Annotated in this window: 25 protein-coding genes; 13 read left to right on the forward strand and 12 right to left on the reverse strand. The window is 75.6% G+C overall.

Annotated features, from left to right (window positions below; translation table 11 throughout):
• The first annotated feature begins 32 nt into the window (after window positions 1-32).
• On the forward strand, window positions 33-950 hold the full coding sequence (locus BS73_RS13630) for a branched-chain amino acid ABC transporter permease (RefSeq protein WP_235215404.1): 918 nt from the start codon (window positions 33-35) through the stop codon (window positions 948-950).
• Window positions 951-968: 18 nt separating this feature from the next.
• Here BS73_RS13630 and BS73_RS13635 read toward each other — a convergent pair whose 3' ends face one another.
• The 5 genes from BS73_RS13635 to BS73_RS13655 all read right to left on the reverse strand — a co-directional run bounded on the left by BS73_RS13635 (window position 969) and on the right by BS73_RS13655 (window position 4,886).
• The gene (locus BS73_RS13635) at window positions 969-1,301 is read right to left on the reverse strand and encodes a cupin domain-containing protein (protein WP_037572166.1); all 333 of its coding nucleotides are present in this window, start codon (window positions 1,299-1,301) and stop codon (window positions 969-971) included.
• Window positions 1,302-1,411: 110 nt separating this feature from the next.
• Window positions 1,412-1,852, reverse strand: coding sequence for a TIGR03668 family PPOX class F420-dependent oxidoreductase (locus tag BS73_RS13640; RefSeq protein ID WP_037572168.1), 441 nt, complete (start codon window positions 1,850-1,852; stop codon window positions 1,412-1,414).
• A 21-nt stretch (window positions 1,853-1,873) separates the two neighbouring features.
• Window positions 1,874-2,548 (reverse strand): DUF4232 domain-containing protein, encoded by a 675-nt coding sequence (locus tag BS73_RS13645; protein ID WP_037572170.1) that lies wholly within the window; start codon window positions 2,546-2,548, stop codon window positions 1,874-1,876.
• A 125-nt stretch (window positions 2,549-2,673) separates the two neighbouring features.
• Complete coding sequence (locus BS73_RS13650; RefSeq protein ID WP_037572172.1) at window positions 2,674-3,390, reverse strand: response regulator; 717 nt, start codon at window positions 3,388-3,390, stop codon at window positions 2,674-2,676.
• A complete protein-coding gene (locus tag BS73_RS13655; RefSeq protein ID WP_235215405.1) occupies window positions 3,387-4,886 on the reverse strand; it encodes a sensor histidine kinase in 1,500 nt (499 codons plus the stop codon). The genes BS73_RS13650 and BS73_RS13655 overlap by 4 nt, the downstream gene beginning before the upstream one ends.
• 217 nt (window positions 4,887-5,103) lie before the next feature.
• Between BS73_RS13655 and BS73_RS13660 the strand changes: the two genes are divergently transcribed.
• Both BS73_RS13660 and BS73_RS13665 read left to right on the forward strand, forming a co-directional pair.
• The gene (locus tag BS73_RS13660; protein ID WP_084704039.1) at window positions 5,104-5,844 is read left to right on the forward strand and encodes an ABC transporter ATP-binding protein; all 741 of its coding nucleotides are present in this window, start codon (window positions 5,104-5,106) and stop codon (window positions 5,842-5,844) included.
• On the forward strand, window positions 5,841-8,348 hold the full coding sequence (locus tag BS73_RS13665; protein ID WP_084704040.1) for an FtsX-like permease family protein: 2,508 nt from the start codon (window positions 5,841-5,843) through the stop codon (window positions 8,346-8,348). Before BS73_RS13660 ends, BS73_RS13665 begins: the two co-directional genes overlap by 4 nt.
• Before the next feature lie 12 nt (window positions 8,349-8,360).
• On the opposite strand, the gene BS73_RS13670 is transcribed toward BS73_RS13665, so the two are convergent.
• Entirely contained in the window at window positions 8,361-9,041 is a 681-nt protein-coding gene (locus tag BS73_RS13670) for a FadR/GntR family transcriptional regulator (protein WP_037579486.1), read from the reverse strand.
• A 149-nt stretch (window positions 9,042-9,190) separates the two neighbouring features.
• Between BS73_RS13670 and BS73_RS13675 the strand changes: the two genes are divergently transcribed.
• On the forward strand, window positions 9,191-10,384 hold the full coding sequence (locus BS73_RS13675; protein ID WP_037572174.1) for an aminotransferase class V-fold PLP-dependent enzyme: 1,194 nt from the start codon (window positions 9,191-9,193) through the stop codon (window positions 10,382-10,384).
• 74 nt (window positions 10,385-10,458) lie between these two features.
• Here BS73_RS13675 and BS73_RS13680 read toward each other — a convergent pair whose 3' ends face one another.
• Complete coding sequence (locus BS73_RS13680; protein WP_037572177.1) at window positions 10,459-11,172, reverse strand: TetR/AcrR family transcriptional regulator; 714 nt, start codon at window positions 11,170-11,172, stop codon at window positions 10,459-10,461.
• A gap of 9 nt (window positions 11,173-11,181) precedes the next feature.
• Window positions 11,182-12,372 carry an FAD-dependent oxidoreductase gene (locus BS73_RS13685; RefSeq protein WP_051939907.1) on the reverse strand — a complete coding sequence of 397 codons (1,191 nt, stop codon included), beginning with the start codon at window positions 12,370-12,372 and terminating at the stop codon, window positions 11,182-11,184.
• Between the two features lie 195 nt (window positions 12,373-12,567).
• Between BS73_RS13685 and BS73_RS13690 the strand changes: the two genes are divergently transcribed.
• Window positions 12,568-13,302, forward strand: coding sequence for an IclR family transcriptional regulator (locus BS73_RS13690; protein ID WP_037572181.1), 735 nt, complete (start codon window positions 12,568-12,570; stop codon window positions 13,300-13,302).
• Window positions 13,303-13,355: 53 nt separating this feature from the next.
• Here BS73_RS13690 and BS73_RS13695 read toward each other — a convergent pair whose 3' ends face one another.
• Window positions 13,356-13,817: an MFS transporter gene (locus BS73_RS13695; RefSeq protein ID WP_322987310.1), complete on the reverse strand. Its 462-nt coding sequence runs from the start codon at window positions 13,815-13,817 to the stop codon at window positions 13,356-13,358.
• A 141-nt stretch (window positions 13,818-13,958) separates the two neighbouring features.
• Here BS73_RS13695 and BS73_RS13700 point away from each other — a divergent pair, with 141 nt between their 5' ends.
• From BS73_RS13700 to BS73_RS13725, 6 genes are all read left to right on the forward strand, one after another.
• Window positions 13,959-14,936, forward strand: coding sequence for a sugar kinase (locus tag BS73_RS13700; RefSeq protein ID WP_235215406.1), 978 nt, complete (start codon window positions 13,959-13,961; stop codon window positions 14,934-14,936).
• Window positions 14,933-15,676, forward strand: a complete 744-nt coding sequence (locus BS73_RS13705; protein WP_037572183.1) for an IclR family transcriptional regulator — start codon at window positions 14,933-14,935, stop codon at window positions 15,674-15,676. The genes BS73_RS13700 and BS73_RS13705 overlap by 4 nt, the downstream gene beginning before the upstream one ends.
• Before the next feature lie 10 nt (window positions 15,677-15,686).
• On the forward strand, window positions 15,687-16,379 hold the full coding sequence (locus BS73_RS13710; RefSeq protein ID WP_063836986.1) for a bifunctional 4-hydroxy-2-oxoglutarate aldolase/2-dehydro-3-deoxy-phosphogluconate aldolase: 693 nt from the start codon (window positions 15,687-15,689) through the stop codon (window positions 16,377-16,379).
• A gap of 9 nt (window positions 16,380-16,388) precedes the next feature.
• Window positions 16,389-16,856 (forward strand): RrF2 family transcriptional regulator, encoded by a 468-nt coding sequence (locus tag BS73_RS13715; RefSeq protein ID WP_037572186.1) that lies wholly within the window; start codon window positions 16,389-16,391, stop codon window positions 16,854-16,856.
• 10 nt (window positions 16,857-16,866) lie between these two features.
• Entirely contained in the window at window positions 16,867-18,582 is a 1,716-nt protein-coding gene (locus BS73_RS13720; RefSeq protein ID WP_084704042.1) for a PucR family transcriptional regulator, read from the forward strand.
• Window positions 18,583-18,710: 128 nt separating this feature from the next.
• Window positions 18,711-20,147: a type III PLP-dependent enzyme domain-containing protein gene (locus BS73_RS13725; RefSeq protein ID WP_037572187.1), complete on the forward strand. Its 1,437-nt coding sequence runs from the start codon at window positions 18,711-18,713 to the stop codon at window positions 20,145-20,147.
• 89 nt (window positions 20,148-20,236) lie between these two features.
• On the opposite strand, the gene BS73_RS13730 is transcribed toward BS73_RS13725, so the two are convergent.
• Window positions 20,237-21,592, reverse strand: a complete 1,356-nt coding sequence (locus BS73_RS13730) for a S53 family peptidase (protein ID WP_037572188.1) — start codon at window positions 21,590-21,592, stop codon at window positions 20,237-20,239.
• Window positions 21,593-21,743: 151 nt separating this feature from the next.
• On the reverse strand, window positions 21,744-22,352 hold the full coding sequence (locus BS73_RS13735) for a TetR/AcrR family transcriptional regulator (RefSeq protein ID WP_051939908.1): 609 nt from the start codon (window positions 22,350-22,352) through the stop codon (window positions 21,744-21,746).
• 85 nt (window positions 22,353-22,437) lie between these two features.
• On the opposite strand from BS73_RS13735, the gene BS73_RS13740 reads away from it, so the two are divergent.
• On the forward strand, window positions 22,438-23,880 hold the full coding sequence (locus BS73_RS13740) for a carboxypeptidase regulatory-like domain-containing protein (protein WP_051939909.1): 1,443 nt from the start codon (window positions 22,438-22,440) through the stop codon (window positions 23,878-23,880).
• A gap of 24 nt (window positions 23,881-23,904) precedes the next feature.
• Here the strand turns inward: BS73_RS13740 and def are convergent, their stop codons facing one another.
• Entirely contained in the window at window positions 23,905-24,537 is a 633-nt protein-coding gene (def, locus tag BS73_RS13745; protein ID WP_037572190.1) for a peptide deformylase, read from the reverse strand.
• 134 nt (window positions 24,538-24,671) lie between these two features.
• Here def and BS73_RS13750 point away from each other — a divergent pair, with 134 nt between their 5' ends.
• Complete coding sequence (locus tag BS73_RS13750; RefSeq protein WP_051939911.1) at window positions 24,672-26,078, forward strand: alpha/beta fold hydrolase; 1,407 nt, start codon at window positions 24,672-24,674, stop codon at window positions 26,076-26,078.
• Window positions 26,079-26,090: the final 12 nt, after the last annotated feature.

The raw sequence follows: 26,090 nt of genomic DNA on the forward strand, positions 1-26,090 counted from the left end.
CCGGAAACCTCCAACTGATCGCCCTCTGCCTGGTGTTCGGCGGCCTGGCGACCGGCTACGACCTGCTGCTCGGCCGCACCGGGCTGCTCTCCTTCGGGCACGCCCTCTACTTCGCCACCGGCACCTACGTCACCGACGTGCTGATGCTGCGGGCGGGCCTGCCGTTCGCCGCGGCGGCGGTGCTGGGGCTGGCCGCCGGGGTGCTGCTGGCCGCGGTGCTCGGCTCGGTCAGCCTGCGGGTGACCGGCATCGGCTTCTCCATGGTGACCCTCGCCTTCGCGCAGGCCGGTTCGATCCTGGTGACCCGCGACCCGGGCGGCGCCACCGGCGGCGAGGAGGGGCTGGCCGCCCCGGCGGACCGGATGCCGGCGGCGCTGATCGGCATCGGCCACACCGCCGACCTCTACTGGATCGCCCTGGCCTACGTGGTGCTGACCTTCGCCGTCGTCCAGTGGCTGCTGCGCTCGCCGATCGGCCGGGTGTGGGAGGGGATCAAGGAGAACGAGCTGCGGGTGGAGGTGCTGGGGCTGCGGCCGCACGGCTTCAAGCTGGCCGCGTTCGTCCTCTCCGGGGCGCTGGCGGCGCTCGGCGGGGTGGTCTACCTCCTCCTCACCGGCGGCGCCACCCCGCAGACCACCACCTCGGACTTCACCCTCTCGCTGCTGGTGATGGTGGTGCTGGGCGGCTCCGGCAGCCGCTGGGGGCCGCTGCTCGGCGGCGTCCTCTACACCTGGGCCGACCAGCGGCTCGGCGATCTGGCCAACTCCACCGGGGTGGCCGGGCTCCCGGCGGTGCTGCGGGTCCCGCTCTCGCAGCCGCTGTTCCTCCTCGGCGCACTCTTCGTGGTGATCGTCTTCGCCCTGCCGGGAGGCGTCGTCCGCCTCCCGGACCGGATCCGCTCGGCCCGCCGCCGCAGGGGCGGCAGGCGCACGGAGGCCGCCACCGGATGAACCGGCCGGGGCGGCCGCTCAGGGCTGGACGGCGACGGTGAGGAGGACGGCGGCGTCCTCCTCGGCCTCCAGGCTGTGCCGGGCCGGAGGGACGATCAGGAGGTCGCCCGGACTGCCCTCCCAGCTCTCGTCGCCGCTGCGGAGGCGCACCCGGCCGCGCAGCACCAGGACGGTGGCCTCGCCGGGGTTCTCGTGTTCGGAGAGCGCGGTGCCGGAGCGCAGGGCGATCAGCGTCTGCCGCAGGACGTGCTCGTGGCCGCCGTAGACGGTCTCGGCGCTCCGGCCGGTCTTGGCCGCGGACGCGCGCTCCAGGTGCTCGCGCGCCCCGGCTTCCAGGGAGAGCTTCTGCATGCCCACGAGTCTGCCGCCTGCCGGCGCTCCGGCCCAAGCCGGCAGGCCGGGGACTGTCGGCCGCTCCCGCCTCGACGTCCTGGCGGCCATCGCCCACGAGCGACCTCGCGCTACCCGCCGCCCGCGGCCCACCCGGTGAGCCGGTCGATCCGGATCGCCACCACCGCGCCCCGCGGCGGCCGTTCGCGGTACTGGGGGTATCGGGCCGCCAGCAGGCGAAGCGCCGCGGCCCGGCGGGAGCCACCCCCGTCGCCCTCGTCGGGCGGCCACACCTCGGCCCTGCCGTCCGCCCGGACCCACCAGAGCCGGGACCAGTCCTCGGCGTACTCGTCGGCGAGGACACTCACCCGCGGGTTGCCGGCGATGTTGCGCAGCCGCCTGAGCGCCGTGCTCCGCTTCGGCTTGTGGTCGACGGCGAAGTACAGCCGCTCGCCGTCCAGCGCGAAGGTGATCGGCACCAGATGCGGCTGCCCGTCCGCGGAGGCGGTGGCGAGGCGCGCGGACCGCGCGGCCGCCAGCCGTGCGCGCGCCTCGGCCTGGTCGAGCTCCATCGCCGCTCCTTCGCTCCGCCGCTACTTGCCGGCCCCGACCGGGTCGACGTAGACCTTCGGGCTCGCGTTGCCGTCCGCCGGCACGTTGATGCCCACCGGCATGGTGTGCGAGTTGGTCTCGTTCGGCGGCGTGACGACCAGCTTGGTGAAGGTCACCCCGCTGCCGCCGGTGTTGTTCGGCGGGAAGTGGAGCACGAAGTTGGTCTCCTGGCCGGGCTGGAGGACGACGTCCGGGGCGGCCATGCTGCTCCGCCCGGCGCTCACCGTGCCGTCCGCGCCCACCAGGTCGACCCCCGGGAAGCCGCGCATCTCGCACGAACCGGAGCTGGTGTTCTTGAGGTTGATCAGCAGCTCGCCCTCGCCCATCCCCCAGGAGTGGCTGAAGCCGAGCTGGGCGGTGTGGCAGATGCCGGCGTTGGCCTGGCCGGACCCGGCCGGCGCGGAACCGCCGCCGCCGTTGCCCGCAGCGGCACCGGAGCCGCTGCCGCTGCCGCTGCCGTTGCCGTTGCCGTTGCTGGAGCCGGCCGGGGCGGCGTTCGTCCCCGCCGAGCCCGCCGAGCCGGCGGCGCCGGAGGCGTTCGAGGAGCCCGAAGCAGAGGCGCTGACGCCGCCGTTGGAGTTGCAGGCGGTGAGTGAAAGGCTCGCGGCCACCGCGGCGACGGCGAGGACGGAGACCTTCTTGGCGTGGATGCGCATCGTTGCTACTCCCCGATCAGTACGTGTTCTTGTCTGACTGGACATGGGGCGCGTGGCACGCCGTTGCACGCCCGATCACACCAGGACACGTCTGTGACACGCGGGTAGAAACGCCGTGACAGGCCTCACCCGGCGGGCACATCCTCCTCCGCGCCGCCGCTTCCACCCGGCGTGACCAGGCCCGTCTCATAGGCCAGCACCACCGCCTGGACGCGGTCCCGCAGGCCGAGCTTGCCCAGGATCCGGGCCACGTGGGTCTTGACCGTGGTCTGCCCGAGCACCAGCCGGTCGGCGAGTTCGGCGTTGCTCAGACCGCTCGCCATCAGCCGCAGCACCTCCAGCTCACGCGGGGTCAGCTGGGAGAGGTCGCGGTGCAGCCGGTCCTTCGAGCCGCCGTCGGCGTCCCGGCCGGCGAAGCGCTCGATCAGCCGCCGGGTGATCGCGGGGGCGAGCAGCGCGTCCCCGGTCCGCACCAGCCGGACGGAGGCCACCAGGTGCTCCGGGGAGACGTCCTTGAGGAGGAAGCCGCTGGCCCCGGCGGAGAGCGCGGCGTAGACGTAGTGGTCGAGGTCGTAGGTGGTGAGGATGAGCACCCGCGGCCGCTCGTCGCCGTCCGCTTCCCCGGCGAGGATCCGGCGGGTCGCCTCCAGACCGTCCAGCCGGGGCATCCGGATGTCCATCAGCACCACGTCCGGGCGGGTGCGGCGGACCGCGGTGACCACCTCCTCGCCGTCCGCCGCCTCGGCGGCGACCTCGATGCCGTCGGCGGCGAGGATCATCCGGAACCCGGTGCGCACCAGCGCCTGATCGTCGGCGATGACCGCGCGCAGCGGTCGGCTCATGCGTTCCTCCACGGGACTCGGGCCAGGATCCGGAAACCTCCGGTCATCCTCCCTCCCGACTCCAGCGTTCCGCCATAGACGGCGAGCCGCTCCCGAAGTCCGATCAGCCCGCGGCCGTTGCCGGCCGCCGCCTGCTCGCCGCGTCGGCCGCCGCTGTCCGTCACCTCTATCGACAGCAGCCGGTCGTCATGGCCGACCCGCACCTCGGCCTCGGCCCCGGCCGCGTGCTTCAGCGCGTTGGTCAGCGCCTCCTGGACCACCCGGTACGCCGCCAGCTCGACCCCGGAGGGCAGCGGCCCGGTCGGCAGGTCCACGGAGAGCCGCACCGGCAGTCCGGCCGCGCGGACCCGCGCCACCAGCCCCTCCAACTGGTCGAGGCCCGGCTGCGGTTCGAGACCGTCCGCCGGGGTGTCCGCGGCTCCGGCCGACGGCGCCGCGGCCCCGCTCGCCGCCAACAGGCCCATCACATGCCGGAGTTCGGCCATCGCGGCCCGTCCGCCGTTCTCCACCGCGAGGAGGGCCTCCTTGGCGAGCTCCGGTTGGGCGTCCAGCACCTTGCGGGCGGCGCCGGCCTGGATGACCATCACGCTGACGTTGTGGGTGACCACGTCGTGGAGCTCACCGGCGATCCGGGAGCGCTCCTCGGCCACCGCGCGCCGGGTGGCCTCCGCCTGCTTCCGCCGCAGGTCGTCGAGCCGGCGCCGGCTCTCCCGCAGCCGCAACCGTCCGCCGCGGACCAGCGCGGCCGCCGCCCCGAGCAGCAGCAGCACGGCCAGCCCGGTCCGCAGCGGCTCGGGGGCGTCCGCGACCTCGCCCAGGTACCGGTACACCAGCACCGCCCCGAGGAGGCAACTGCCGGCCGCCACGGCCTGGTTGCGGCTGTACCGGACCGCGCTGTACGCGGCCAGGCCGATGATCGGCAGGCTCGCGGGTCCGGCGAAGGGCAGGTCGGAGAGGAGGGCGATCAGGCATCCCCAGAGGGCGGTCAGCGGATACCGCCGGCGCAGCGCCAGCGGCAGCGCGCTCAGCCCGACCAGCACCAGGTCGCGCGGCCCGGCCGGCACGCTCACATAGTGGAAGTACGGGGCCGCGGGCGGGGGCGGAACCGGCGCCGCGCCGGCCGCCCCGGAGCCGGCCCAGGCGGAGGGGACGCCGGGTGGGAGGACCGGGATGCCCTTCTCGACGGTCTTCCGCGCGGCGGCGGCCACCGCGACCGCCGTCAGCGCCAGCGCGATCAGCGCGTCGGCCAGATACTGCCGACGGGTCGGCCGGGGCCGGTCCGGGTCCGGGGCGAACATCTCCCGGAACCCGCCCGACCCGCTCAGCTCGCCCACTTCGCGCAGCTCGCGCAGGGCGTCCCGGAGGCGGTCCGAGAGGACCGGGAAGGCCGGGAAGGACGGGAAGGCCAGGAAGGACGGGAGGTTTCGCAGGCCGCCCAGGCCCGGCAGGTACTCCCGCAGCCGCCGCAGGCCTTCCGGCCGCTCGATCGTCGTCACCCCGGCATTCTCACCGGCCACCGCCCGCCCCGGCATCAGCCCTGCAGCCGGGGGCGGTGGACCGCGGGGGTCATCCTTCAGGACGACCCCGGCGCGGGGTCGTCCTCGGGAGCGACGGAAAGTCGGTGATCCGACCGACGCGGTCGTCCGGCCCCGCTCCCTACCGTCGTTCCGTCCGGCCGACCCGGCCGGGACCTCGAAGGGACGGACCCCAGTCATGGACCCGATGATCCACCTGCGCGAGGCGCGCAAGAGCTACTCCGGAGCCGGCAGCCCGGCGCTCGGGCCGATCTCGCTCACGGTCGAGCGCGGCGAGGCGGTGGCCGTGGTCGGCCCCTCGGGCAGCGGCAAGTCGACCATGCTCAACCTGGTGGCGGGGCTCGACGGCCCGAGCGGCGGCGAGGTCACCGTGGACGGCGTCCGGGTCGACCTCCTCGGCGAGGCCGGACTGGCCCGCTACCGGCGGGAGAAGATCGGCATGGTCTTCCAGTTCTTCAACCTGCTGGACGACCTCACCGTGCTGGACAACATCCTGCTGCCGGCCCGGCTCAACGGAATGTCACGGCGTCAGGCCGCGCAACGGGCGGCGGAGTTGACGGACTCCCTGGGCATCGGCCGGTACGCCCACGGCTACCCCGGCCGGCTCTCCGGCGGCGAGCGCCAGCGGGTGGCGGTGGCCCGGGCGCTGATCAACCGCCCGCCGCTGCTCCTCGCCGACGAGCCGACCGGCGCCCTGGACACCGTCTCCGGGCAGGAGGTGCGGAGGCTGCTGGTCGACCTCAACCGGGAGGGCCAGACCATCGTCCTGGTCACCCACGATCCGGCGCTGGCCCGCTCCTGCGCCTCCCGCACGGTGGTGCTGGTGGACGGCCAGGTGGCCGGCGACCAGCCCGTTCCCGAGCGGGACGGGGAGCGCTCGGGCCAGGGCCGGGACCGCAGCGGGGAGGCCGTGCGATGAGCAGCGCCCGACAGCACCCTCAGCCTCAGCCTCAGCCGGAGCCGGAGCCGGAGCCGGGTCCTGGGCCGGAACCACGCCGGCGGCCCGCCCGGCGCGGGCAGCGCGGGCAGCGCGGGCAGCGCGGGCAGCGCGCCTTCCGCGCCGGAGCGCTCGGCCGGATCGTCCGCTCCGGCGTGGGCCGGCGGCGGGTGCAGACCGTCGTCCTCACCCTGACCGTGCTGATGGCGGTCACCTCCTCGATCGTGGCCGGTTCGCTGATGGCGGCCTCCTCAGGGCCGTTCGCCCAGTCCTTCCGGCACCAGCACGGCGCCCAGCTGACCGCCGGCTTCGACGGCTCCCGGGCCACCGCGGCCCAGGTCGCCGGCACCGCCCGGGCCGCCGGCGTCACCGAGAGCGCGGGCCCGTACCCGACCGCCTCGATCGATCCGCTCGACCCGTACGGCAACCGGCTGCCGCAGTCGCTGACCGTGGTCGGCCGCCCCTCGGCCGGCGGCGGGGCGCTGGACCACCTCGCGCTCCTCTCCGGACGGTGGCCCGTCGGCCCCGGCGAGATCGTCCTCTCCTCGGACGCGGTCGGCCCCCTCTACCAGCTGGGGGCGAGGCTGCGGACCGGTTCCGCGCCCGGCAGCCCGGTGCTGACCGTGGTCGGCACGGCCAAGTCGGTGACCCAGTCCGCGGCGGCCTGGATGCTGCCGGCCGGAGTCCGGGCGCTGGCCGCGGCGCCGGGCGGCGGCCGCTCCGCCGGCTTCCAGATGCAGTACCGCTTCGCCTCGGCCTCCACCACCGCCCAGCTCACCGCCGACCGCTCGGCGGTGGCCGCCGCGGTCCCCGGGGGCGCCATGGTCTCCGCCCAGTCGTACCTGGACGTCGAGCTGGCGGACAACCAGAACACCGCGCTGATCGTGCCGATCATGCTGGCCTTCGGTCTCCTGGGCCTGGTGATGTCGGTGGTGATCATCGCGAGCGTGGTCGGCGGCGCGGTCGGCGCCGGGGCCCGGAGGATCGGCGTCCTCAAGTCGATCGGCTTCACCCCGGGGCAGGTCGTCCGGGCCTACGTCGGCCAGGCGCTGGTCCCCGCGGCCGTCGGCATCATCCTCGGGGTGGCGGTCGGCGAGATGGTCACCACCCCGCTGATGTCCGACGCCCAGCAGGTGTACGGGGCAGCGGCGCTGGCCACCCCGTCGTGGGTGGTGGCCGCGGTGGCCGGCGGGACGCTGGCGGTGGTCGCCGCCGCGGCGCTGGTACCGGCGCTGCGCGCCGGGCGGATGCGCGCGGTGGAGGCGCTCGCGGTCGGCCGCGCGCCGAGCGCTGGGCGCGGACGCTGGGCGCACCGGTTCGCCGAGCGGCTTCCGGTGCCCCGCCCGGTGGCGATGGGGCTCGCCTCCCCCTTCTCCCACCCGGTGCGCACGGCCGGGCTGGTCGCCGCCGTCCTCTTCGGCACCGCCGCGGTCACCTTCTCCGTGGGGCTGACCGAGTCGGCCAACGCCATCGGCCGGGCCCAGCACCCGGACGCCGCCGCCCAGGTGGTGGTCGGCCCGGAGCTGGCCGGTCCCGGCCAGAACCCGGCGCTCCTCTCGGCCGCGGAGAACGCCCGGGCGGCCGCGGCGATCCGGTCCCAGCCGGGCACCCGGGAGTACTACGGCGCGGGCGGCACCGGCGTCTCGGTGGCCGGCGCGAGCGACACCGTCCATGTCGACCTCTACCAGGGCGACTCGAAGCTGGGAGCGCACGCCATCATCCACGGCCGCTGGTTCTCCGGCCCGGGCGAGGCGGTCGTCCCGACCCACTTCCTCACCAGCACCGGTACCCGTCTCGGCCAGCGGATCACGCTGGTGGACGGCGGCGCCCGGATCCCGGTGCTGATCGTCGGCGAGGACTTCGACCCGGGGAACGGCGGGATGTCCCTCAGCACCGACGCGGCGACCTTCACCTCGGCCGGGGTCCCGGTCCAGCTCGTCGAGTACTTCGTCGCCCTCAGGCCCGGCGTCTCGGTGGGCTCCTACATCGGCGGGCTCAACCCGGCCCTCCGGGCGCTGCACGCCCAGGCCATGCCCAACGTCCAGGGCGGCACCAGCGACACCGCGGCGGCGGTCGAGGCGATGGCCGGGCTGCTGACCCTGCTGCTCCTCGTCTCGGCCGGGCTCGGGGTGCTCAACAGCGTGGTGCTCGACACCCGGGAGCGCGTCCACGACCTGGGCGTCTGCAAGGCGGTGGGGATGTCGCCGCGGCAAGTGACGGCGCAGGTGCTGACCTCGGTTGCGGGCGTCGGCGTGGTCGGCGGGCTGCTCGGGGTCCCGGCCGGGATCGCCGTCCACCACCTGGTCATCCCGGCGGTGCTGCACGCCGGCGGCACCGTGCCCATCCCGCAGGTGGAGTCGGTCTACCAGCTGCTTCCCGCGGTGCTGATGGCCCTGGGCGGACCGGCGATCGCCCTCCTCGGCGCCCTCCTCCCGGCCGGCTGGGCGGCCCGGGTCCGCACCGCCACCGCGCTGCGGACCGAGTGACCCCCGGGCCCCTCAGATCCGGTTCGGCTCCGGGCGGTAGGCCCGGAGCCAGCGCTCGGTGGCGGCGATGTGCGCGCCCATCTCGACCGAGGCGGCCGCCGGGTCGCGGGCGGTGATGGCGGCGGCGATCGCCCGATGGGCGTCGTCGCTGTGCCGTCGGACGTCCTCGATCGAGTAGATGTCATAGTGGCTGCCGCGGGCCCGGAAGACCTCGACCAGCGCGGAGAGCGCCTCGTTCCCGCCGGCCTCGCAGATCCGGCCGTGGAAGCGGGCGTCCAGCGCGCTCAGCTGGACCGGGTCGCGGACCTCCGACATCTCCGCGAGGAGCCGCGCCAGTTCGGCGTCCAGCTCCGCGGTGGCCCGCGCGGCCGCCCGCGCGGCCGCGTGCACCTCGAGCACCCGCCGGATCTCCAGCAGTTCGAGCAGCCCGTCCAGCGGGATGAGGTCCACGGTGGCCGCGAAGCCGCGCATCATCTCGGCCGGTCGCAGCTGCGAGACGTAGGTGCCGGAGCCGTGCCTGGCCTGGAGGACGCCGAGGGCCTCCAGCTCGCGGACGGCCTCGCGCAGCGACCCGCGGGAGGCCCCGAGGCGGGCGCAGAGCGCCGGCTCGGACGGCAGCTTCTCCCCCGGCGCCAGCTCGCCCCGCGCGATCAGCGCCCGCAGCTGGTCCAGCACCGCCTGCTTGGCGGTCACCGCCACCACCCGCCCCTCTGCGTCCGCGCCCGACCCTGCGCCGAAGTCATCTGATGAATCAACCGATGCCACTTCCTCGATCCCGCATGGAACTGCTAAGTTCCGGCGAACTCGATCCTCTCATCGGACAACTTCGCAGGAGCAGCCCCATGTCCACCGCCGTACCGGCAACCGTACCGACGGAGGGCCGCCCGGCGACCGGCGGCTGGCCCCTCGACCCGGAGGTCCTCCACCTCAACCACGGCTCCTTCGGCACCTCCCCCACCGCCGTCCTGGACCACCAGCGGCGGCTGCGCGAGGAGATGGACGCCGATCCGGACGCCTGGTTCCGTGCCCTCCCGGAGCGGGTCGCCGAGGCCCGGCGGTCGGTGGCCGAGTGGCTCGGCGCGCCCGAGCCGACCGCCGCCCTGGTGCCCAACGCCAGCGCCGGGGCGACCGCGGTCGCGGCCGCGCTGCCGTTCGGCCCGGGCGACCGGGTCCTGGTCACCGACCACGCGTACGGCGCGGTGGAGATGGGCGTGCGCCGGCACGCCGCCCGGGCCGGCGCCACGGTGGAGACCGTCGCGCTGCCGATCGACGCCGACGCCGAGCAGATCACCGCCCTGCTGCGGGCGGCGATGGACGACGGGCCGCGCCCGGCCCTGCTGGTGGTGGACCAGATCACCTCGGCCACCGCGCTGCTGCTGCCGGTGGAGCGGATCGCCGCGGACTGCCGCGAGCGCGGAGTACCGCTGCTGGTCGACGGCGCCCACGCGCCCGGGATGCTGGCCGATCCGCTGACCGGCCTCCAGGGCGCGTACTGGATCGGCAACCTCCACAAGTGGCCCTGCGCCCCGCGCGGCACGGCTGTGCTGGTCGCGGACCCCGCCGAGCCGGACGACCGGCAGCGGCTCTTCCCGCCGATCGACTCCTGGGGCGCCCCCGACCCGTACCCGCGGCGCTTCGACCAGCAGGGCACCCAGGACCTCAGCGCCTGGCTGACCGCCCCGCACGCGCTGCGCACCATCGAGGCCGAGTACGGCTGGGCGGCCGTGCGCGAGCACAACGCGTCCCTCGCCGAGGAGGCCCAGGCGCTGGTGGCGGAGCACTGGGGCGTCGCCCTGGACGGCGTGCCCGTCCTCCCGGCCCCCGCGATGCGGCTGGTCCCGCTGCCGGCCGGGGTCGCCGCCGACCAGGCGGCCGCGCACACCATGCAGCGGCTGCTCGCCGAGCGGCACGGGGTGGCCGCCGCGGTCACCACCTGGCGCGGGCGGGGCTTCGTCCGCCTCTCCGCCCACCTCTACAACCGCACGGCCGACTACCAGGCCTTCGCCGAGCGCTGCCGGGACACCCTCCTCGGCTGAGCCTTGGCCGCCGCCCGCCTCGCCCCGGCCCCCACCGGCGAACCCGGGCGGCTCCGGGCGGGCGCGGGGCGGCCTCAGGACTCGGCGGTCGGCAGTTCGGTCGCCGCCGTTCCGGCGATCACCGCCCGGAAGGTCCAGGCGAGGCGCTGGGACGGGGAGCCGGAGGTCAGGTCGAGGGCGGCGGCCGCGATCCGGGGGTGGGTGGCCGGGTCGATCTCGTGGAGGGCGGCGGTCAGGGAGGCGTGCTCGGCCTCGGCCTCGGGGATGTCGTCGCGGGTCGACTGCTCGGCGGCGGTGGCGGTGGCCACCTGGAGGAGGACGTCGACGCCCCAGGCGGCCTGGGCGTCCGGAACACCCCCCTGGTGGAGGAGGTCCAGGATCCGCTCGACCAGCGCCAGGTAGTGGGGCCCGGACGGACGGGCGACCAGAGCGGCGCGGGCCAGGCTGGGGTGGGCGAAGAGGACCCCGGTGTAGGAGTCGAGGACGGCCACCAGCCGGTCCCGCCAGTCGCCGCCGCCCTCCGGCGCGAGGGCGACCTCGCCCAGCAGCTCCTCCAGGATCGCGGCGTGCAGCTCCGAGGTGTTGGCCACGTAGACGTAGAGCGACGCGGGACCGGTGTCCAGTTCCTGCGCCAGCCGGCGCATGGTCACCCGCTGCAGCCCCTCCGCCCGCATCAGCCGGACGGCGGCCTCGACGATCCCCTGGTGGGAGAGGGCCGGTTTGGCCGGCCGGTCCCGGCGGCTGCGGGGCTGCGGGGAACGGGCGGGCCGGGCGGGTCGAGCGGACATGGGGCAAGCCTATCCATCGGCCTCGGGACCCCGGTGCTCCGCGAAGACCGCCAGCAGCCCGCCGAGGGGGTCCGGACCGAACATCGTCTCCAGATTGGCCGCCGACCCCGCCGCGGACAGCTCCGCGCGCGGGAACATCGCCGTCTCGTACGCCGACAGCGCCGCCTCGGTGTCGCCCGGGTGCTCCGCCAGCGCACGGCCCAGCTCGGCACCGTCGAGCAGTGCGAGGTTGGCACCCTCGCCCGCGAACGGCGACATCAGATGGGCGGCGTCGCCCAGCAGCGTCACGCCGGGGACCCGCTCCCAGCGGTGGCCCACCGGCAGGGCGTGGATCCGGCGGACCGTCAGCTCCCCGTCGGCGTCCGCGATGAGGGCGCGCAGCCGGTCGTCCCAGTCGTCGAAGCGCTCCAGCACCGCCTTGCGGAGGGCCGCGTCGTCGCCTGCGGCCACCAGGTCCGCGAGCCAGTCCTCCTCGGCCCGGACGGCCGCGTACACATGGATGCTGCCGTCGGTCTCCTTGTGGGCGAGGAGGCCGGTCCCGCCGCCGGACTCGGAGAGGCTCATGAAGGCGCCGGGGCCGATCAGCCCAGCGCTGACCGGATGCCGCTGGTCGGCGTCCACCAGGTCCGCCTCGACGAAGGAGATGCCGGTGTACGCCGGCTCCGCCTCGGACAGCAGCGGGCGGACCCGCGACCAGGCGCCGTCCGCGCCGATCAGCAGGTCGGTGGTGATCACCTCGCCGTCCGCGAAGACCACCTCGTGGCCGCCGCCCGGCGTGGGCCGTACGGCCACGGCCTTGCGGCCCCAGCGGACGGTGCCCTCGGGGAGCGAGTCGAGCAGCAGGTCGCGCAGGTCGCCGCGGTCGATCTCCGGACGGTCGCCGGTGCCGTCGTCCTCCTCGGCGAGGAGGAGGGCGCCGTCCGGGCCGGTGACCCGCACGGCCTGCCCGCCGGGGTGCACCAGGGCGCGGAAGCGGTCGTGGAGGCCGGCCAGCCGAAGGGCCCGCTGCCCTGAGTCGCCGTGGATGTCGAGCATCCCGCCCTGGACCCGGGCCTCCCGCGAGGGCTCCAGGTCGAAGACGGTCGCGGCGATGCCGTGGACGTGCAGGACGCGGGCCAGGACGAGCCCGCCGAGACCGCCTCCGACGATCGCGACGGGGTGGTGCCGGTGGTGATGGTGATGGTGGGCCGTGGTGCTCATGGCTGCCTCCTCGGGGGGATCGTGACTGTCCCCTCCACGGTAACGAACATGTTCGTAACGAACAAGTTCGCCGCACTCCGGGATGCCGGACCGTTGACAGCGACGGCGACGGAGAGGGCGCCGGTGTAGACGCCGGCGCGAGGCGCGGGCCTAGATTGTTCCGTGACACGGAACCACCCGCCCGCCTCGGGGAACATGCTGGACAAGGCCGCCGCCCTGCTCAACTGCTTCGCCCCCGACGGCGGCCCGTACCGCCTCTCGGAACTGGCCCGCCGGGCGGGCCTGCCGAAGACCACCGCCCACCGCCTGGTCGGGCAGCTGGAACGGCTCGGCCTGCTGGAGCGCGCCGGGGACTGGTCCGACTCCGGCTACCGCCTCGGCGCCCGGCTCTTCGAGCTCGGCAGCCTCGTCCCGCGCCGGCTCGACCTGCGGGAGACCGCACTGCCCTTCCTCCAGGACCTGCACGCGGCCGCCGGGGAGGCCGTCCACCTCGGCGTCCGGGACGACCGCTCGGCGGTCTGCCTGGACCACGTCCACGGCCACGACGGGCTGCCGATGCCCTTCCGGACCGGCGGCCGGCTGCCGCTGACCTGCACCGCGGTCGGCAAGGCACTGCTCGCCTTCTCCGACCCGGGGCTCGGCGAGCGGATTCTGGCCGCGCCGCTGCCCCGGCTCACCGACCACTCGATCACCGACCCGGCCCGGCTGCGCACCGAGCTGGAGCAGGCGCAGAACACCGGCCTCGCCTACGCGGAGCAGGAGTCGGCACTCGGCGTCAGCTGCATCGCGGCGCCGGTCTTCGACCGCCGCGGGGAGGCGGTGGCCGCGCTGTCGGTGGCGGTACCCTGCGCCCGCTTCCGCCCGGCCATCCTCGCCCCGGCGCTCCGCACCGCTGCCCTCGGCCTCTCCCGCCGGCTGCGCGGGGCGTGACCCACCGGACCGTGCCGCGCGCCGCGCGCCCGCTTGGAGCGGCCCGGCCCGACTCAGACCAGCAGACAGACCAGCCCGACCAGCCCCGCCTGGAGCACCGCGGTGACCGGCGTCCCGCAGGCGAACCACAGCGCCCCGAGCAGGGCCACCCCCAGCGCGTTGGCGAACTGCTGGCCCGTCGTCACCATCCCGGAGGCGGCTCCGGCCTGGCCCGGTCCCACCTCCCGCAGGGCCGCCCCGAGCAGCGGCGGCAGCACCAGCCCGTTGCCGAGGCCGATCAGGCTCAGCGGCAGGATCAGCCAGACCGCCACCGCCGTGCCGTCGGCCCCCTTCCCGCCGGCCGCCCCGGCGAGGCCGGCCAGCAGCACCAGTCCGGCGATCACCACTCCCCCGCCCAGCCGGATCGCCGGACGCCCGTACCGGGCCACGATCCGGCCCCCGGCCAGCGAGGAGGCGGAGAAGAGGACGCCCTGCGGCAGGAAGATCAGCGCGGCCTGGGTCGGCGTCCGGCCGATAGCGTCTCTGCCTTCTGTGCATCATGCGCACAGGCGATGTCCCCTCCGCACGGCCGCCTGCTAGCTTCAGCGCCGAGCCGCCGAGCCGCCGAGCCCCGGCCGAGCGGCGTCCGACGGCACGGACGCGCAGCGGAGGTGGAAGTGACCGAGCAGAGCCAGCGGGGCGAGGAGGCCGGGAGCCCCCCGGACCTGGTGCTGTGCGTGGGCGAGAGCATGGTGCTCCTCGTCACCCCGGCCGGCACCCGGCTGGCGCGGGCCCGCGGGGTCGAACTGCGGGTGGCCGGTGCCGAGTCGACGGTCGCCCGCTACCTGGCCGATCTCGGGCAGCCGGCGGCCTGGGCGAGCCGGGTCGGCGCCGATCCGCTCGGCGAGCGGGTGGTCGCCGACATCGCCGCGGCCGGCGTCGACGTCCGGTACGTGGAACGCGATCCGGCCGCGCCCACCGGGGTGTACTTCAAGGACCCTGCGCCGGACGGCACCCGCGTCTACTACTACCGCTCGGGCTCGGCCGCCGCGCGGATCGACCCGGCGTTCGTCGAACGGCTGGCGCCGGCGCTCGCCGGCGCGCGGATGATCCACCTCAGCGGGGTCACCCCGGCGCTCTCCGCGGAGTGCGCGGCGGCCTCCACCGCGCTCTTCGCGCGGGCGCGGGACGCCGGCGCCCTCTGCTCCTTCGACGTCAACCACCGTCCCCCGCTGTGGAGTCCGGCCGAGGCCGCCGGCCCGCTGCTGGAGCTGGCGCGCCGGGCGGACCTGGTCTTCGTCGGCCTGGACGAGGCCCAGCGGGTCTGGGGCGGCCGGCTGCGCTCCGCGGCGGACGTCCGCGGTTTGATCGGCGGCGGCACGCTGGTGGTGAAGGACGCCGAGGTCGGCGCGACCCTCTTCGAGCCGGACGAGCCCGCGGTGTTCGTCCCGGCGCCCCCGGTCGAGGTGGTCGAGCCGGTGGGCGCCGGCGACGCCTTCGCCGCCGGCGTCCTCGCCGCCCGGCTGCGCGGTCTGCCCGCACCGGAGCAGCTGGCGCTCGGCCACCGGGTGGCCGCCCTCGCGCTGCGCTCGACCGGGGACCACGCGGACGCGAGCGCGCTGCGCCCCGGCCAGGAGAGGCAGGGAGCCCGATGAGCCGGTCCGTCGAACGCGCCGTCCGCGTCCTGGAGTTGCTCAGCGAGCGGCCGCAGCATCCCGCCGCCGTCGCGGAGGGCTTCGGCGTCCACCGGACCACCGCCCTCCGCCTCCTCCAGGACCTCTGCGAGGGCGGCCTCGCCCGCCGCCGCGAGGACGGCACCTTCGCCGTCGGCTACCGGCTGGCCGGCCTCGCCCAGGCCGCCCTGGAGCAGTTCGACCTGCGGGCGATCGCCCACCCCTTCCTGGCCGACCTCGGCCGCCGGCTCCAACTGACCGTGCACATCGCCACGTTGGAGAACGGCCAGGTGATCTACGCGGACAAGGTCGAGCCGCGGACCGGCGTCCGGCTCTACTCGCAGATCGGGAGGCCGGTGCCGCTGCACACCTCCGGAGTCGGCAAGGCGATCCTGGCGTATCTGCGGGAGGAGGAGCGCGAGCGGATCCTCACCGGCTACCGGTACGAGCGCTTCACCGAGACCACGCTGACCACCAGCGCCGCCTTCCGCGCCCAGCTGGCGGAGGTGCGGGCGCGCGGCTGGGCCGAGGACGACGGGGAGTACGAGCACTTCGTCGCCTGCGTGGCGGTGCCGGTCCGGGACGGCACCGGACGGGTCCGCAGCGCCCTGTCGGTCACCGCCCTCAGGGCGCAGACCGACCTCGCCGGCCTGCACGAAAGGCTCCCGGCGATCCGCGGTACCGCGCAGGCGGTGTCCCGGGCCCTGGGGTGGACCCGATGAGAGGACCGCAGTGACGAACCCGACCACCGTCCACCGAGCCGCGCTGTCCGGCGACCTCTTCGAGACGGCCTTCGCCCGGCTTCCGCTGATGGCGATCCTGCGCGGACTCGACCGCGAGCGCACCGTCGAGGTCAGCCGGCGTGCCTGGCAGGCGGGCATCCGGCTGGTCGAGGTGCCGGTGCAGAGCGAGGCCGCCGTCGAGGCGCTGGCCGCCGCCGTCGAGGCCGGGGCCGAGCGCGGCGAGGTGGTCGGCGCCGGCACGGTGACCACCGTCGAGCGGGTGGAGCGGGCCGCCGCGGCCGGCGCCCGGTTCACCGTCGCCCCCGGCTTCTGCCGGGAGGTGGCCGAGGCCTCGCTGGCCGCCGGGCTGCCCCACCTGCCCGGGGTGGCCACCGCCTCCGAGATCCAGCGCGCCCAGGCGCTCGGCCTGACCTGGCTGAAGGCCTTCCCGGCCGCCGAGTTGGGGGCCTCCTGGATCCGGGCGATGCACGGGCCGTTCCCTGAGGCCCGGTTCGTGGCCACCGGCGGGATGAGCCCGGGCAACGCCGAGGAGTTCCTGTCCGCGGGCGCCGCCGCGGTCGCCCTCGGCTCGGCCCTCTCCGACCCCGGGCGGTTCGCCCGCCTCCCCGCGCTGGTCGGCCGGCTCCTCGACCGCCCGGACGGCCACGTCGCCCGCCCCGGCGGCCCGCGAGATCGCGATTAGGCTCGACCCATGAAGCTCTCCCAGGGCGTCGAGTGGGCGCTGCACTGCGTGACCCTGCTGGCGCAGGGTGACCCGGGCACGGTGGCGTCCCGGCACACCCTGGCCGGCTGGTACGGGCTGCCCGAGGCGTACCTGGCGAAGCATCTCAAGTCGCTGGTGCGGGCCGGGGTCCTGCACGCCGGCAGCGGCCCGCGGGGCGGCTTCCGGCTGGCCCGCCCGCCCGAGGAGATCACCGCGCTGGAGGTGGTGGAGTCGATCGACGGCCCGTCGTCCGCCTTCGTCTGCACGGAGATCCGGCAGAACGGCGCCTGCGCCGCCCCGCCCGAGGAGTGCGTCCGGCGGTGCGCCATCGACCGGCTGATGCAGGAGGCCGACGCGGCCTGGCGGGAGCGACTGCGCCGGACACCGGTCTCCGAACTGGCCGCCGGCCTGCCGGCGCCGCTGCGCGGCCGGGCGCGCGAGTGGCTGGCCCGGTAGGCGGCGCCGGATGGACCCCGTCCCCGAGAACCGCCCGGCCGCGCCTGCCGGACCCGCCGGGCCGCCCGCGCCGCCTGGGCCGCCTGGGCCGCCCGGGCCGCCCGGGCCGCCCGGCCTCGGCGAGGTTCTGCGGCTGCTGCCGCCGGGCGCCGTCGAGCTCGCCTCGGCCGCGCCGGAGGGCCTGGCCGCCGAGGTGTCGGACGCGGTGGTCTTCGACCCTGGCGATCCGTCGGCCGAAGAGGCGCTGAGGCCGGGTCTGATCCTCCTCGCGGTCGGGGTGGCGGCCGGCTCGCCCGCCGCCGAGGCGGCCTGGGCCGCGGCCGCCCGCACGGGCGCGGCCGCGCTGGTCCTCCGCCGGGCCGTACCGCCCGCCGGCGCCGAACCAGCGGCCGGCGCCGAACCGCCCGCCGGCGGCCGCCCCGCGCTGCTCCTCCGCGGCCCGGGCCAGGGCTGGACCGAGCTCCTCGGCGCGCTGCGCAGCGCCCTGGCGTACCACGGCGCGCCCCGGCCCGCCGAGCTCGGCGGGCTGCCGCTGGGCGACCTCCCCGCCCTCGCCAACACGGTGGCCGACCTGGTCGGCGGCGCGATCACGGTGGAGGATCCGCAGTCCCGGGTGCTCGCCTACTCCCGGATGGACGGCGAGCCCGACGCGATGCGCCGGCAGACCATCCTCGGCCAGCAGGTGCCGCGCTGGCGGGTCGAGGAGCTGCGGGAGCGCGGCTTCCTGCGGGAGTTGTGGAACAGCGGCGACGTCCTGCGGCTGCCCGCCGACGGGCGCTACGCCGAGCGGCTGGCGATCGCCGTCCGGCACGGCTCGGAGGTGCTCGGCTCGCTGTGGGCGGCGGGCACCGGCCGCCCCCTGGACGAGGAGTCGGCGGCCGCCCTGCGCACCGCGGCCCGGGCCGCCGTGCCGCATCTGATCCACCACCGGTCCTGGGGGCGGGCGGCGGCCGTGCAGCGCGAGCGCGCGGTCCGGGCGCTGCTGGACGGCGGCGAACTGGCCGGCCAGGCCGCGTACGAGGCGGGGCTCGCGCCCGACCTGCCGTACACCGTGCTGGTCGCGGAGGTCCTGGCGGAGGAACCGCGGGTGCTGGACGTCCTCGCGCTGCAGATCGCGGCCTACGGCCCCGGCTGCCTCACCGCCAGGACCGGACGCCGGCTGCTCGCGCTGATCCCGGCCGACGTCGCCGATCCGGCGCGACGGCTGCCGGCCACCGTCCGCTCGCTGCCGCGCGGCGCCGTCCTCGCCGGGCTCGGCCCGGTGGCCGCCGACCTGGCCGCGCTGCCGTCCTCCAAGGAGGGCGCGGAGCTGGTGCTCCGGGTCCTGCGGGAGCGGGCGTCGGCGGCCGACGCGGAGTCGGCGGCGGCGGCCGACGGGGAGCGGGCCGTCCCGGCGTTCGCCGCCTATCCGGAGGTCCTCCCCGAGATCGCGGCGCTGCGCCTGCTGGACCGGGTGGAGCCGCTCTGGCCGCAGCTCTCCGGACCCGTCCACGAGCTGGTGGCCCACGACCTCGCCCACGGCTCCGAGTACGGCCGGACGGTCGCCGCCTATCTGGACGCCTTCGGCGACACCAGCAGCGCGGCGGAACGGCTCGGGGTCCATCCCAACACCCTGCGCTACCGGCTCCGGCGGGCCCGGGAGCTGTTCGGGGTGGACCTCTCGGACCCGACGACGCGGCTCCTCGCCGAGATCGGCCTGCGGCTGGCCCGCCGTTCCGGACCATGATCGTTCACCTGTCGGGCCGCACAGCGGATCCGCCGGTTCCTGGTCCGGCCGGTGGATGACGCCGCCCGCCGACCCGGCCGAGACTGTCCGGGCAGGCGGGGTCGGGCACGGCGGTGGAGGGTGGACACATGGCTTCCGAGCAGGCGAGGACGCGGCGGCGGGCGCGGGACGCGGCGCTGGCGAGCGCCGTCGGGCAGGGGCTGCTCGGCCCGGAGAGCCCGCTGATCGGGCTGCTGGACGTGGACTCCGTCCTCCACGCGGTGGAGTCACTGCATTCCGCCTTCCGGGACGCCTTCCAGGACGCCTCCCCCGCCGCTGCGGGCCCGGCCGCCGACGGCCCGGCCGCCGACGCCGCCCCCGCCCTCGAACCCGCCCCGGTGCAGCACACCTTCGCCGCCAAGGCCTGCGCCCTGGTCCCGGTGCTGCGGCTGCTGGCCGAGGCCGGGATGGGCTGCGAGGTCGCCTCGGCGGGCGAGCTGGAACAGGCCCTGGCGGCGGGCTTCACCCCGGACCGGCTGGTCTTCGACAGCCCGGCGAAGACCCTGCCCGAGCTGGAGTTCGCGCTGCGCAACGGCGTCGCGATCAACCTGGACAACTTCCAGGAGCTGGCCCGGGTCGACCGCCTCCTCGAAGGGGCCGCCACGGGCAGCCCCGCGGGCCCGGTCGGCATCCGGGTCAATCCACAGGTCGGCGGGGGCAGCATCGGCGCCATGAGCACCGCCACCGACACCTCCAAGTTCGGTGTGGCGCTGCGCGATCCAGGCGCGGAGGAGGCGGTGGCGGCGGCCTTCGCCGGCCGCCCGTGGCTCAACCGGCTGCACGCCCACGTCGGTTCGCAGGGCTGCCCGCTGCCGCTGATCGCCGAGGGCGTCCGGGCCGCGTACGAGCTGGCCGAGCGGATCAACGCGGGGCTCGGCCGCCGGCAGATCACCGGCCTGGACATCGGCGGCGGACTCCCCGTCGACTTCGAGAGCGAGGAGGACCGGCCGGGCTACGCCGCGTATGTGGCCGCGCTGCGGGCCGCCGCCCCCGGGCTCTTCGACGGCCGGTACCACCTGGTGACCGAGTTCGGCCGGTCACTGGTGGCGAAGAGCGGGACGATCGCCTCCCTCGTGGAGTACACCAAGTCGGCCGGCGGCCGCAGTATCGCCGTCACCCACGCCGGCGCCCAGGTCGCCACCAGGACGGTCTTCATGCCGGCCGCCTGGCCGCTGCGGGTCGGCGTCTTCGACGCGTCGGGCCGCCCCAAGACCGGGCCGGCCCGGACCACCGACATCGCCGGCCCGGCCTGCTTCGCCGGCGACCTGGCCGCCACCGCCCGCGAGCTCCCGCCGATCGACCCGGGCGACGTCGTCGCCCTCTACGACACCGGCGCCTACTACTTCTCCACCCACTACACCTACAACTCGCTCCCCCGCCCCGCCGTCTACGGCTACCGCACGACCCCGTCCGGCGAGGTCCGCTTCGCACTGATCCGAGAGCCCCAGACCGTCCGTTCCCTCCTCGACGACAGCGGTCTGGCCCAGGCCAAGTCCCTGGTGGCGCTGAGCGCCGGACGCCCCTGACGCGCGCCCCGAAGGGGCAGGCGCCTCAGGGGCGGAGCAGGGGCGCGGAGAACTGCGCGCCGAAGGCCGACCGCCGAACGGCCGACCGCTCAGCGCGCCGCCCGGGCCAACTCCGGGACGAAGGACGGAGCCCAGACCGTGCCGACCCCGGTGACCAGGCTGTAGCCCGCCTTCGCCGAGTAGCCCTGGACCGTGTAGGTCTTGCCGCCCTGGGTGAAGGTGGCGGTGTTGTTCCCGCTGGTCACCGGCACCACCCCGGGCGCCTTCGTCGCCGACATCCGGTACAGCGCCGGGTTGATCAGGCCCAGCCTGTGGTGCCCGTACTGCTCGGCGAGCGCGACGATCCCGGCGAACTCCGGGGTCGCCTCGCTGGTTCCGCAGATCAGCTCCCACCTGCCCGGCTTGCCGGCCGACGACTGGTAGACGTCGACCGCCCCGTCGCAGGCCCCGCTCATCGAGACGTCCGGCACCCCGCGGCTGCCGCCGGTGTCCGCACGCACGCCGTCCTGGTACCACGGGCGGGAGAACACCGAGGAGACCCCGCCGCCGCTGCCGCTCCACGCGCTGTCCGGCGTGGTGTGGTTCCCGGCCGCGTCCAGGTGCAGCTGGGTGCCGCCTATCCCGGTGACCAGCGGGTCGCTGGAGGGCCAGCCGACGACCGGGTAGGTGTAGAGGTCGGTACCGTCGAGCTGCTGGCTGGTGGCGCCGTTGTCGCCGGAGGCGGCGAGGACGGTGACGCCGGCCCGGGCCGCGTCGATGTAGGCGCTCCGCAGGCCGAGCAGCGACCCCTTGCTCGGGAAGGTCTCCTCGGTGGCCGAGAAGCTCTGGCTGATCACCCCGCCGAGGTGGTGCTTGATCACGTACTCCTCGGCCTTGACGATCTCCGGGAAGCCGGCCGTGCCCTCGGTCTCGTCGGTCGGCGTCTCCACCAGGACGATCTTCGCCTTGGGCGCGATCGCGTGGGCGTACTCGACGTCCAGGGTGGTCTCGCCGGCCCAGTCGTCCTGGTACACGACCTTTCCGGCGGGCTGGATGATGCTCAGCTGCGGGTCCGGCAGTCCGTACGCCTTGTCGAAGACGGCGAGGTCGCCGCGTATCGTCTGGGAGCCGAAGGCGTCGACTATCACGATGGTCTGGCCCTGCCCCTGGTAGCCGCGCTGGTAGAGCTGCGGCAGGCCGTACGCCTCCTCGACCTGGCGGGCGCCGTAGCAGGCGATCTGGTAGGAGCTCTCGCACTGCGCGGTGGTCGGCGGGTCGGCGAACGAGGCGCCGGGCACCTGGTGGAGGTCCGGCCGGACCTCCACGGCGGCGGCGGTCTTGCCGCCGGTGGCTGCGACGGCGGTGGCTGCGGTGGTGCCGGCGGTGCTGAAGCCGAGGCTCAGCGCCCCCGCGGTGGCGAGGGCCAGCGAGCAGGCGGCGGCGAGCAAGGGTCGGGTACGACGCACGAGGAGACCTCCGGCCGATGGAAGTTGACGTCCCGTCAGAGACGCCGACCGGACCCGCCGGATGAGGCGAACCGGTCAACTCCCGGACGCTAGCGACTCGTACGCCTGTTTGTCACCACTGCCATCAGGGACATCTTCCGGCCGAAACGGCTCAACTCGGACCCGGCAGTCCCGCCTCGATCTCGGCGAACGCCTCCCGCAGATGCCGCTGCAGCCCCTTCACCCCGGTCCGCGGCGCCCAGGTCACCAGAGTGGTGCGCAGCGCGGTCATGGCCGCCCCGGCGAGGAGCATCGGATGCAGGCTCTCGGCCGGGACGCCGAGCCGCCGGCCGAGCTCGGCCGCGGTGAGGTCCTCGCTGGTGCGCAGGCTGTGGGCGAGCCGGCCGACCAGCTCCGGGTGCTCGGCCAGCAGCCGCCGCCGGGCCGGCCAGTTCTCGTCGGCGCCGGCGGCCGGCAGCACCTCCTCGATGGCCGCCCGGAGCGAGGCCATCGGCGGCTCGTCGAGTGGGCGCCGGGCCAGCTGGGCCAGCATCATGCGGGTCAGCTGCTGGTCCCAGACGAAGAACGCGTCCTCTTTGCAGTCGAAGTAGTTGAAGAAGGTACGCGGGGAGACACCGACCTCCCGGCAGATGTCCTGGACGGTGACCCCGCCGGGCCCGTGCTCGGAGGCCAGCCGGATCGCCGCGTCGCGCAACTGCCCGCGGGTGCGGCGCTTCTTCCGCTCGCGCAGCGAGGGCTCAGGGGACGACTCCGGGATCACGGGCCCACCCTAGCCGCTCGCCGACGGCCCACCTTTGCAGGAGTGCAACTTTGCAGTCGTGCATTTTTATGACTACTCTGCGGCCATGCCGACGTCTGCGTCGCCCACGACGCCCAGAGATCCCAGCACCCCCGGCACCGTCCGCATCCTGGCCGAGAACCTGTGGCTGCCCGCGGTCTTCCTGATCGGCGTGCTCTGCTGCTACATACCGGCGTTCTTCCACGCCCGACCGCACCGGGTGGTCCTGGACGTGGTCACCGGCGGCCCCGGCGGCGGCAGCCGTCTGGCCGCGCTGCAGCGCGCCTTCGACGCGGTCTCCCCCGGCGGCTTCCGCCTCCACGGGGTCGCGGGACTGGCGGCCGGCCGGCACGACGTCCTCCACCAGCACGCCGTCGCCGCCTACGCGCCGGGCGGCCCCGGCACGGCACCCCGGCTGCTCACCGCACGGGCCGACGGCAGCTCGCTGGAGTCGGTGGTGCAGAACACCGTGCGGGCCGTGGGGCAGCTCACCGCCCCGCCCGCCCACGCCGGCGGCGCACTGCCGCTGCGGCCGCAGGAGCTGATCCCCACACTGTCCGGCGACGCCGCCGGGACCTGCGCGCTCTACATCGCCCTGGCCTGCACCCTGCCCTGCTACTTCATGGTGGTCTCGATGCTGCGGGCGGTCGGCTTCAGCCGCGCCAAGCACGTCCTCACCTATGTGCTGGGGGCGTTCGTCATCGCCGCGCTCTGCTACCTGATCGGCGGGCTCGGCCTGCAGGCGATCAGCCGGGACCCGCTGGTGCTGGTCTACCTGGTGATGATGGCCGAGGCGGTGGCACTGACCTCGTACGGGCTGGTCTGGGTCTTCGGGCGGTTCTTCCCCGGGGTGGCGGTCACCGTCTTCATGATGCTGGGGATGCCGTCCAGCGGCGGAGCCGTGCCGACGGACATGCTCCCGACGCTCTTCCACCGGCTCCACCCGGTGCTGCCGGGCGGCAACCTGGTGGACGCGCTGCACTCGATCGCCTACTTCGGCAGCGAGGACCTGACCCGGCCGACGCTGGTGCTGGCCGCCTGGGTCGTCGGCGGCGCACTGCTGACCGCCGGGGGCGCGCTGCGCGACCGCGTACGCCTGCGCCGGGCGGCGGAGCCGGAGGCGCGACCCGCCCCGGTGGTGGAGGACCCCATGCTGGAGCTCCCCGCCCCGGCCGCCCTGGTGCCGCACGCCCGGCATCGCTTCGGCGACCAAGTCCCGGTGCTCACCGGGCGGTTGACGGACGACCTGGGCGATCCGCCGGCCGGCGCGGTGGTCACCGTCACCACCCCGCACGGGCGGCAGCTCGTCCGCGCCCGCACCGACGCCTCCGGCGAGTACGCCGTCGGCGGCCTGCCGGACGGGGCGGTGATCGTCCTCGGCACGGCGCCGGGCCATCTGCCCGCGGTGACCCGCGAGATCGTCCGCAACGCCCGGCCCTCCCGGCTCGACCTCCAGCTCCCCCGGCGGGCCGCGGAGGCCGCGGAGCCGGCCGGAGCGAGCGGTCGCTGAGCCGGGCGCCCGCCCCCGACGGCCTCAGCCCGCGAGTTCCGCCGCCTTGCGCTCCCGCTTGGCGAGCACGGCCTCGCGGGCCTCGGCGGACTCCCGCAGGACGGCCCGGCGATCGCGCTTGGAGAGGCGGGAGAGGTAGAGCCGCCCGTCCAGGTGGTCGGTCTCGTGCTGGAGGCACCGGGCGAAGTACCCCCGGCCCTCGATGACCAGGGGGTTGCCGTCCTTGTCGAAGCCGCGGGCGACCGCGCGGTCCGCGCGCGGCACGGTGATCGCCGCGCCCGGCACCGAGAGGCAGCCCTCGCTCTCCTCGAGCAGCCGGCGCTCGCCCGGGTCCGCCTCGTCCAGCACCGGGTTGAGGATGTGCCCGACATGGCGCACCCCCTCCTCGTCCCAGCAGTCGTAGACGAACAGCCGCAGGTCCACACCGACCTGGTTGGCCGCGAGCCCGGCGCCGTCGGCGATGTACTGGGTGGCGAACATGTCGTCGATCAGCGCGGCGAGCTCCGCACTGCCGAACTCCCCGGCCGGCACCGGGCGGCAGGCGCGCTCCAGCACCTCCTCGCCCACCTCGGTGATCCGCCGCACCGTGCCCCGCCGGGCCTCCGGCGGAACGACGGGGTGGCTGTCGACGAGACGACCGAGGACGCGCACGGGCACGAGGGACTCCCTGGGTGGACGAGGTTCTGAACCGCCTTGGCGGCGAACCATTTTGCCATCCCGCCTCACCCGGCACGGGAGGAATGATGTGCAATCTCTTGACCGCTGTCACGGATCAGCCTAATTTCGCGCGCATGCCGAAACGAATCGTGTTGCGCGCACTGGCCGCCGGGAGCGCCGCGCTGCTCGCCTCCGCCGCACTGCCGGCGGCCGGCGCCCTCGCCGACAGCGGAACGGCGGCGACGGCCGCCGCCCACTACAGCGGAACCCTCGCGGACGGCGCCCAGTGGATCGCCGACGTCCCCCCGGGCACCGCCTGGAACGGCACCGTTCTGCTCTTCAGCCACGGCTTCGGCCCGACCGTCGCACAGGACTCCCCCAGCGACGGCGTCGCCCAGGCACTGCTGGCCCGCGGCTACGCCCTGGCCGGCTCCTCCTACGACCCCAACGGCTCCTGGTGGGCGCTGAACAGCGCCGAGCACGACCAGTTCGCCACCCTCGACGCCTTCGACGCCACCGTGGGCGCGGCCACCGGCCACCGCCCGAGCCGGGTGATCGCGGTCGGCGAGTCGATGGGCGGGCTGGTCAACGCCCAGCTGGCGCGGGACGGCGGCGGCCGGATCGACGGCGCCCTGGGCCTCTGCGGACTGGTCGCCGGCGGCGTCGACCTGGACGAGTACCAGCTGGACGGGGAGTACGCGATCGCCCGGCTGCTGGACCCGGCGGGCGGCGTGAAGCTGGTGGACTTCTCCTCGGCGGCGGACGCCCAGGCCACCGCGGACCGGCTGGCGGCGCTGGTGACCGCGGCCCAGCAGACGCCCGCCGGGCGGGCCCGGATCGCCCTCGCCGCCGCGTACCTGAACACCGCCGACTGGGCGCCGGGCCTCAACCCGCCCGCCGCCGGCGACTATCCGGGACAGGAGGCGCAGCAGTACGACTGGCTGGTCACCCAGGGCGTCCTGGCCTTCGTCGAGTTCGGCCGGTACGAGGTCGAGCAGTCGGCCGGCGGCAACACCTCCTGGACCACCGGCGTGGACTTCCGCCGGCTGCTGGACTCCTCCGTCCACCTCCGCGAGGTGCGCGGGCTGTACCGGGCGGCCGGGCTGGACCTGGACGCGGACCTGTCCGCGCTGGACAGCGGGCCGCGGGTGGCCGCGGATCCGGCGGCGGTGGCCCGGCTCCGGACCTCGTCGACGGCCGGCCAGTCGCTGGCCGTACCGCTCCTCGACCTCCACACCACGGCCGACCAGCTGGTGCCGGTCGAGCAGGAGAACGCCTTCGCGCGCCGGGTGGCGCGGTCCGGGGACGGCGGCCTGCTGCGGCAGGCGTACGTGTCCCGGCAGAGCCACTGCAACTTCACCACCGCCGAGGTGGTGGCCGGCCTGGAGGCCGTCGACTCCCGTGTCAGCACCGGCCGTTGGGGCGCCTCGGCGACCGCGGGGGCCCTGCAGACCGCGGCGGAGGCGATGGGCCCCGCGGCCGGTGGAGCGGCGTTCACCGACTTCCGTCCGCCCCGGCTGGTGGGAGCCGACGCCCGCTAGCGCCGCGGGCTC

The sequence above is a fragment of the Phaeacidiphilus oryzae TH49 genome (genome assembly GCF_000744815.1).
Lineage (GTDB): Bacteria > Actinomycetota > Actinomycetes > Streptomycetales > Streptomycetaceae > Phaeacidiphilus > Phaeacidiphilus oryzae.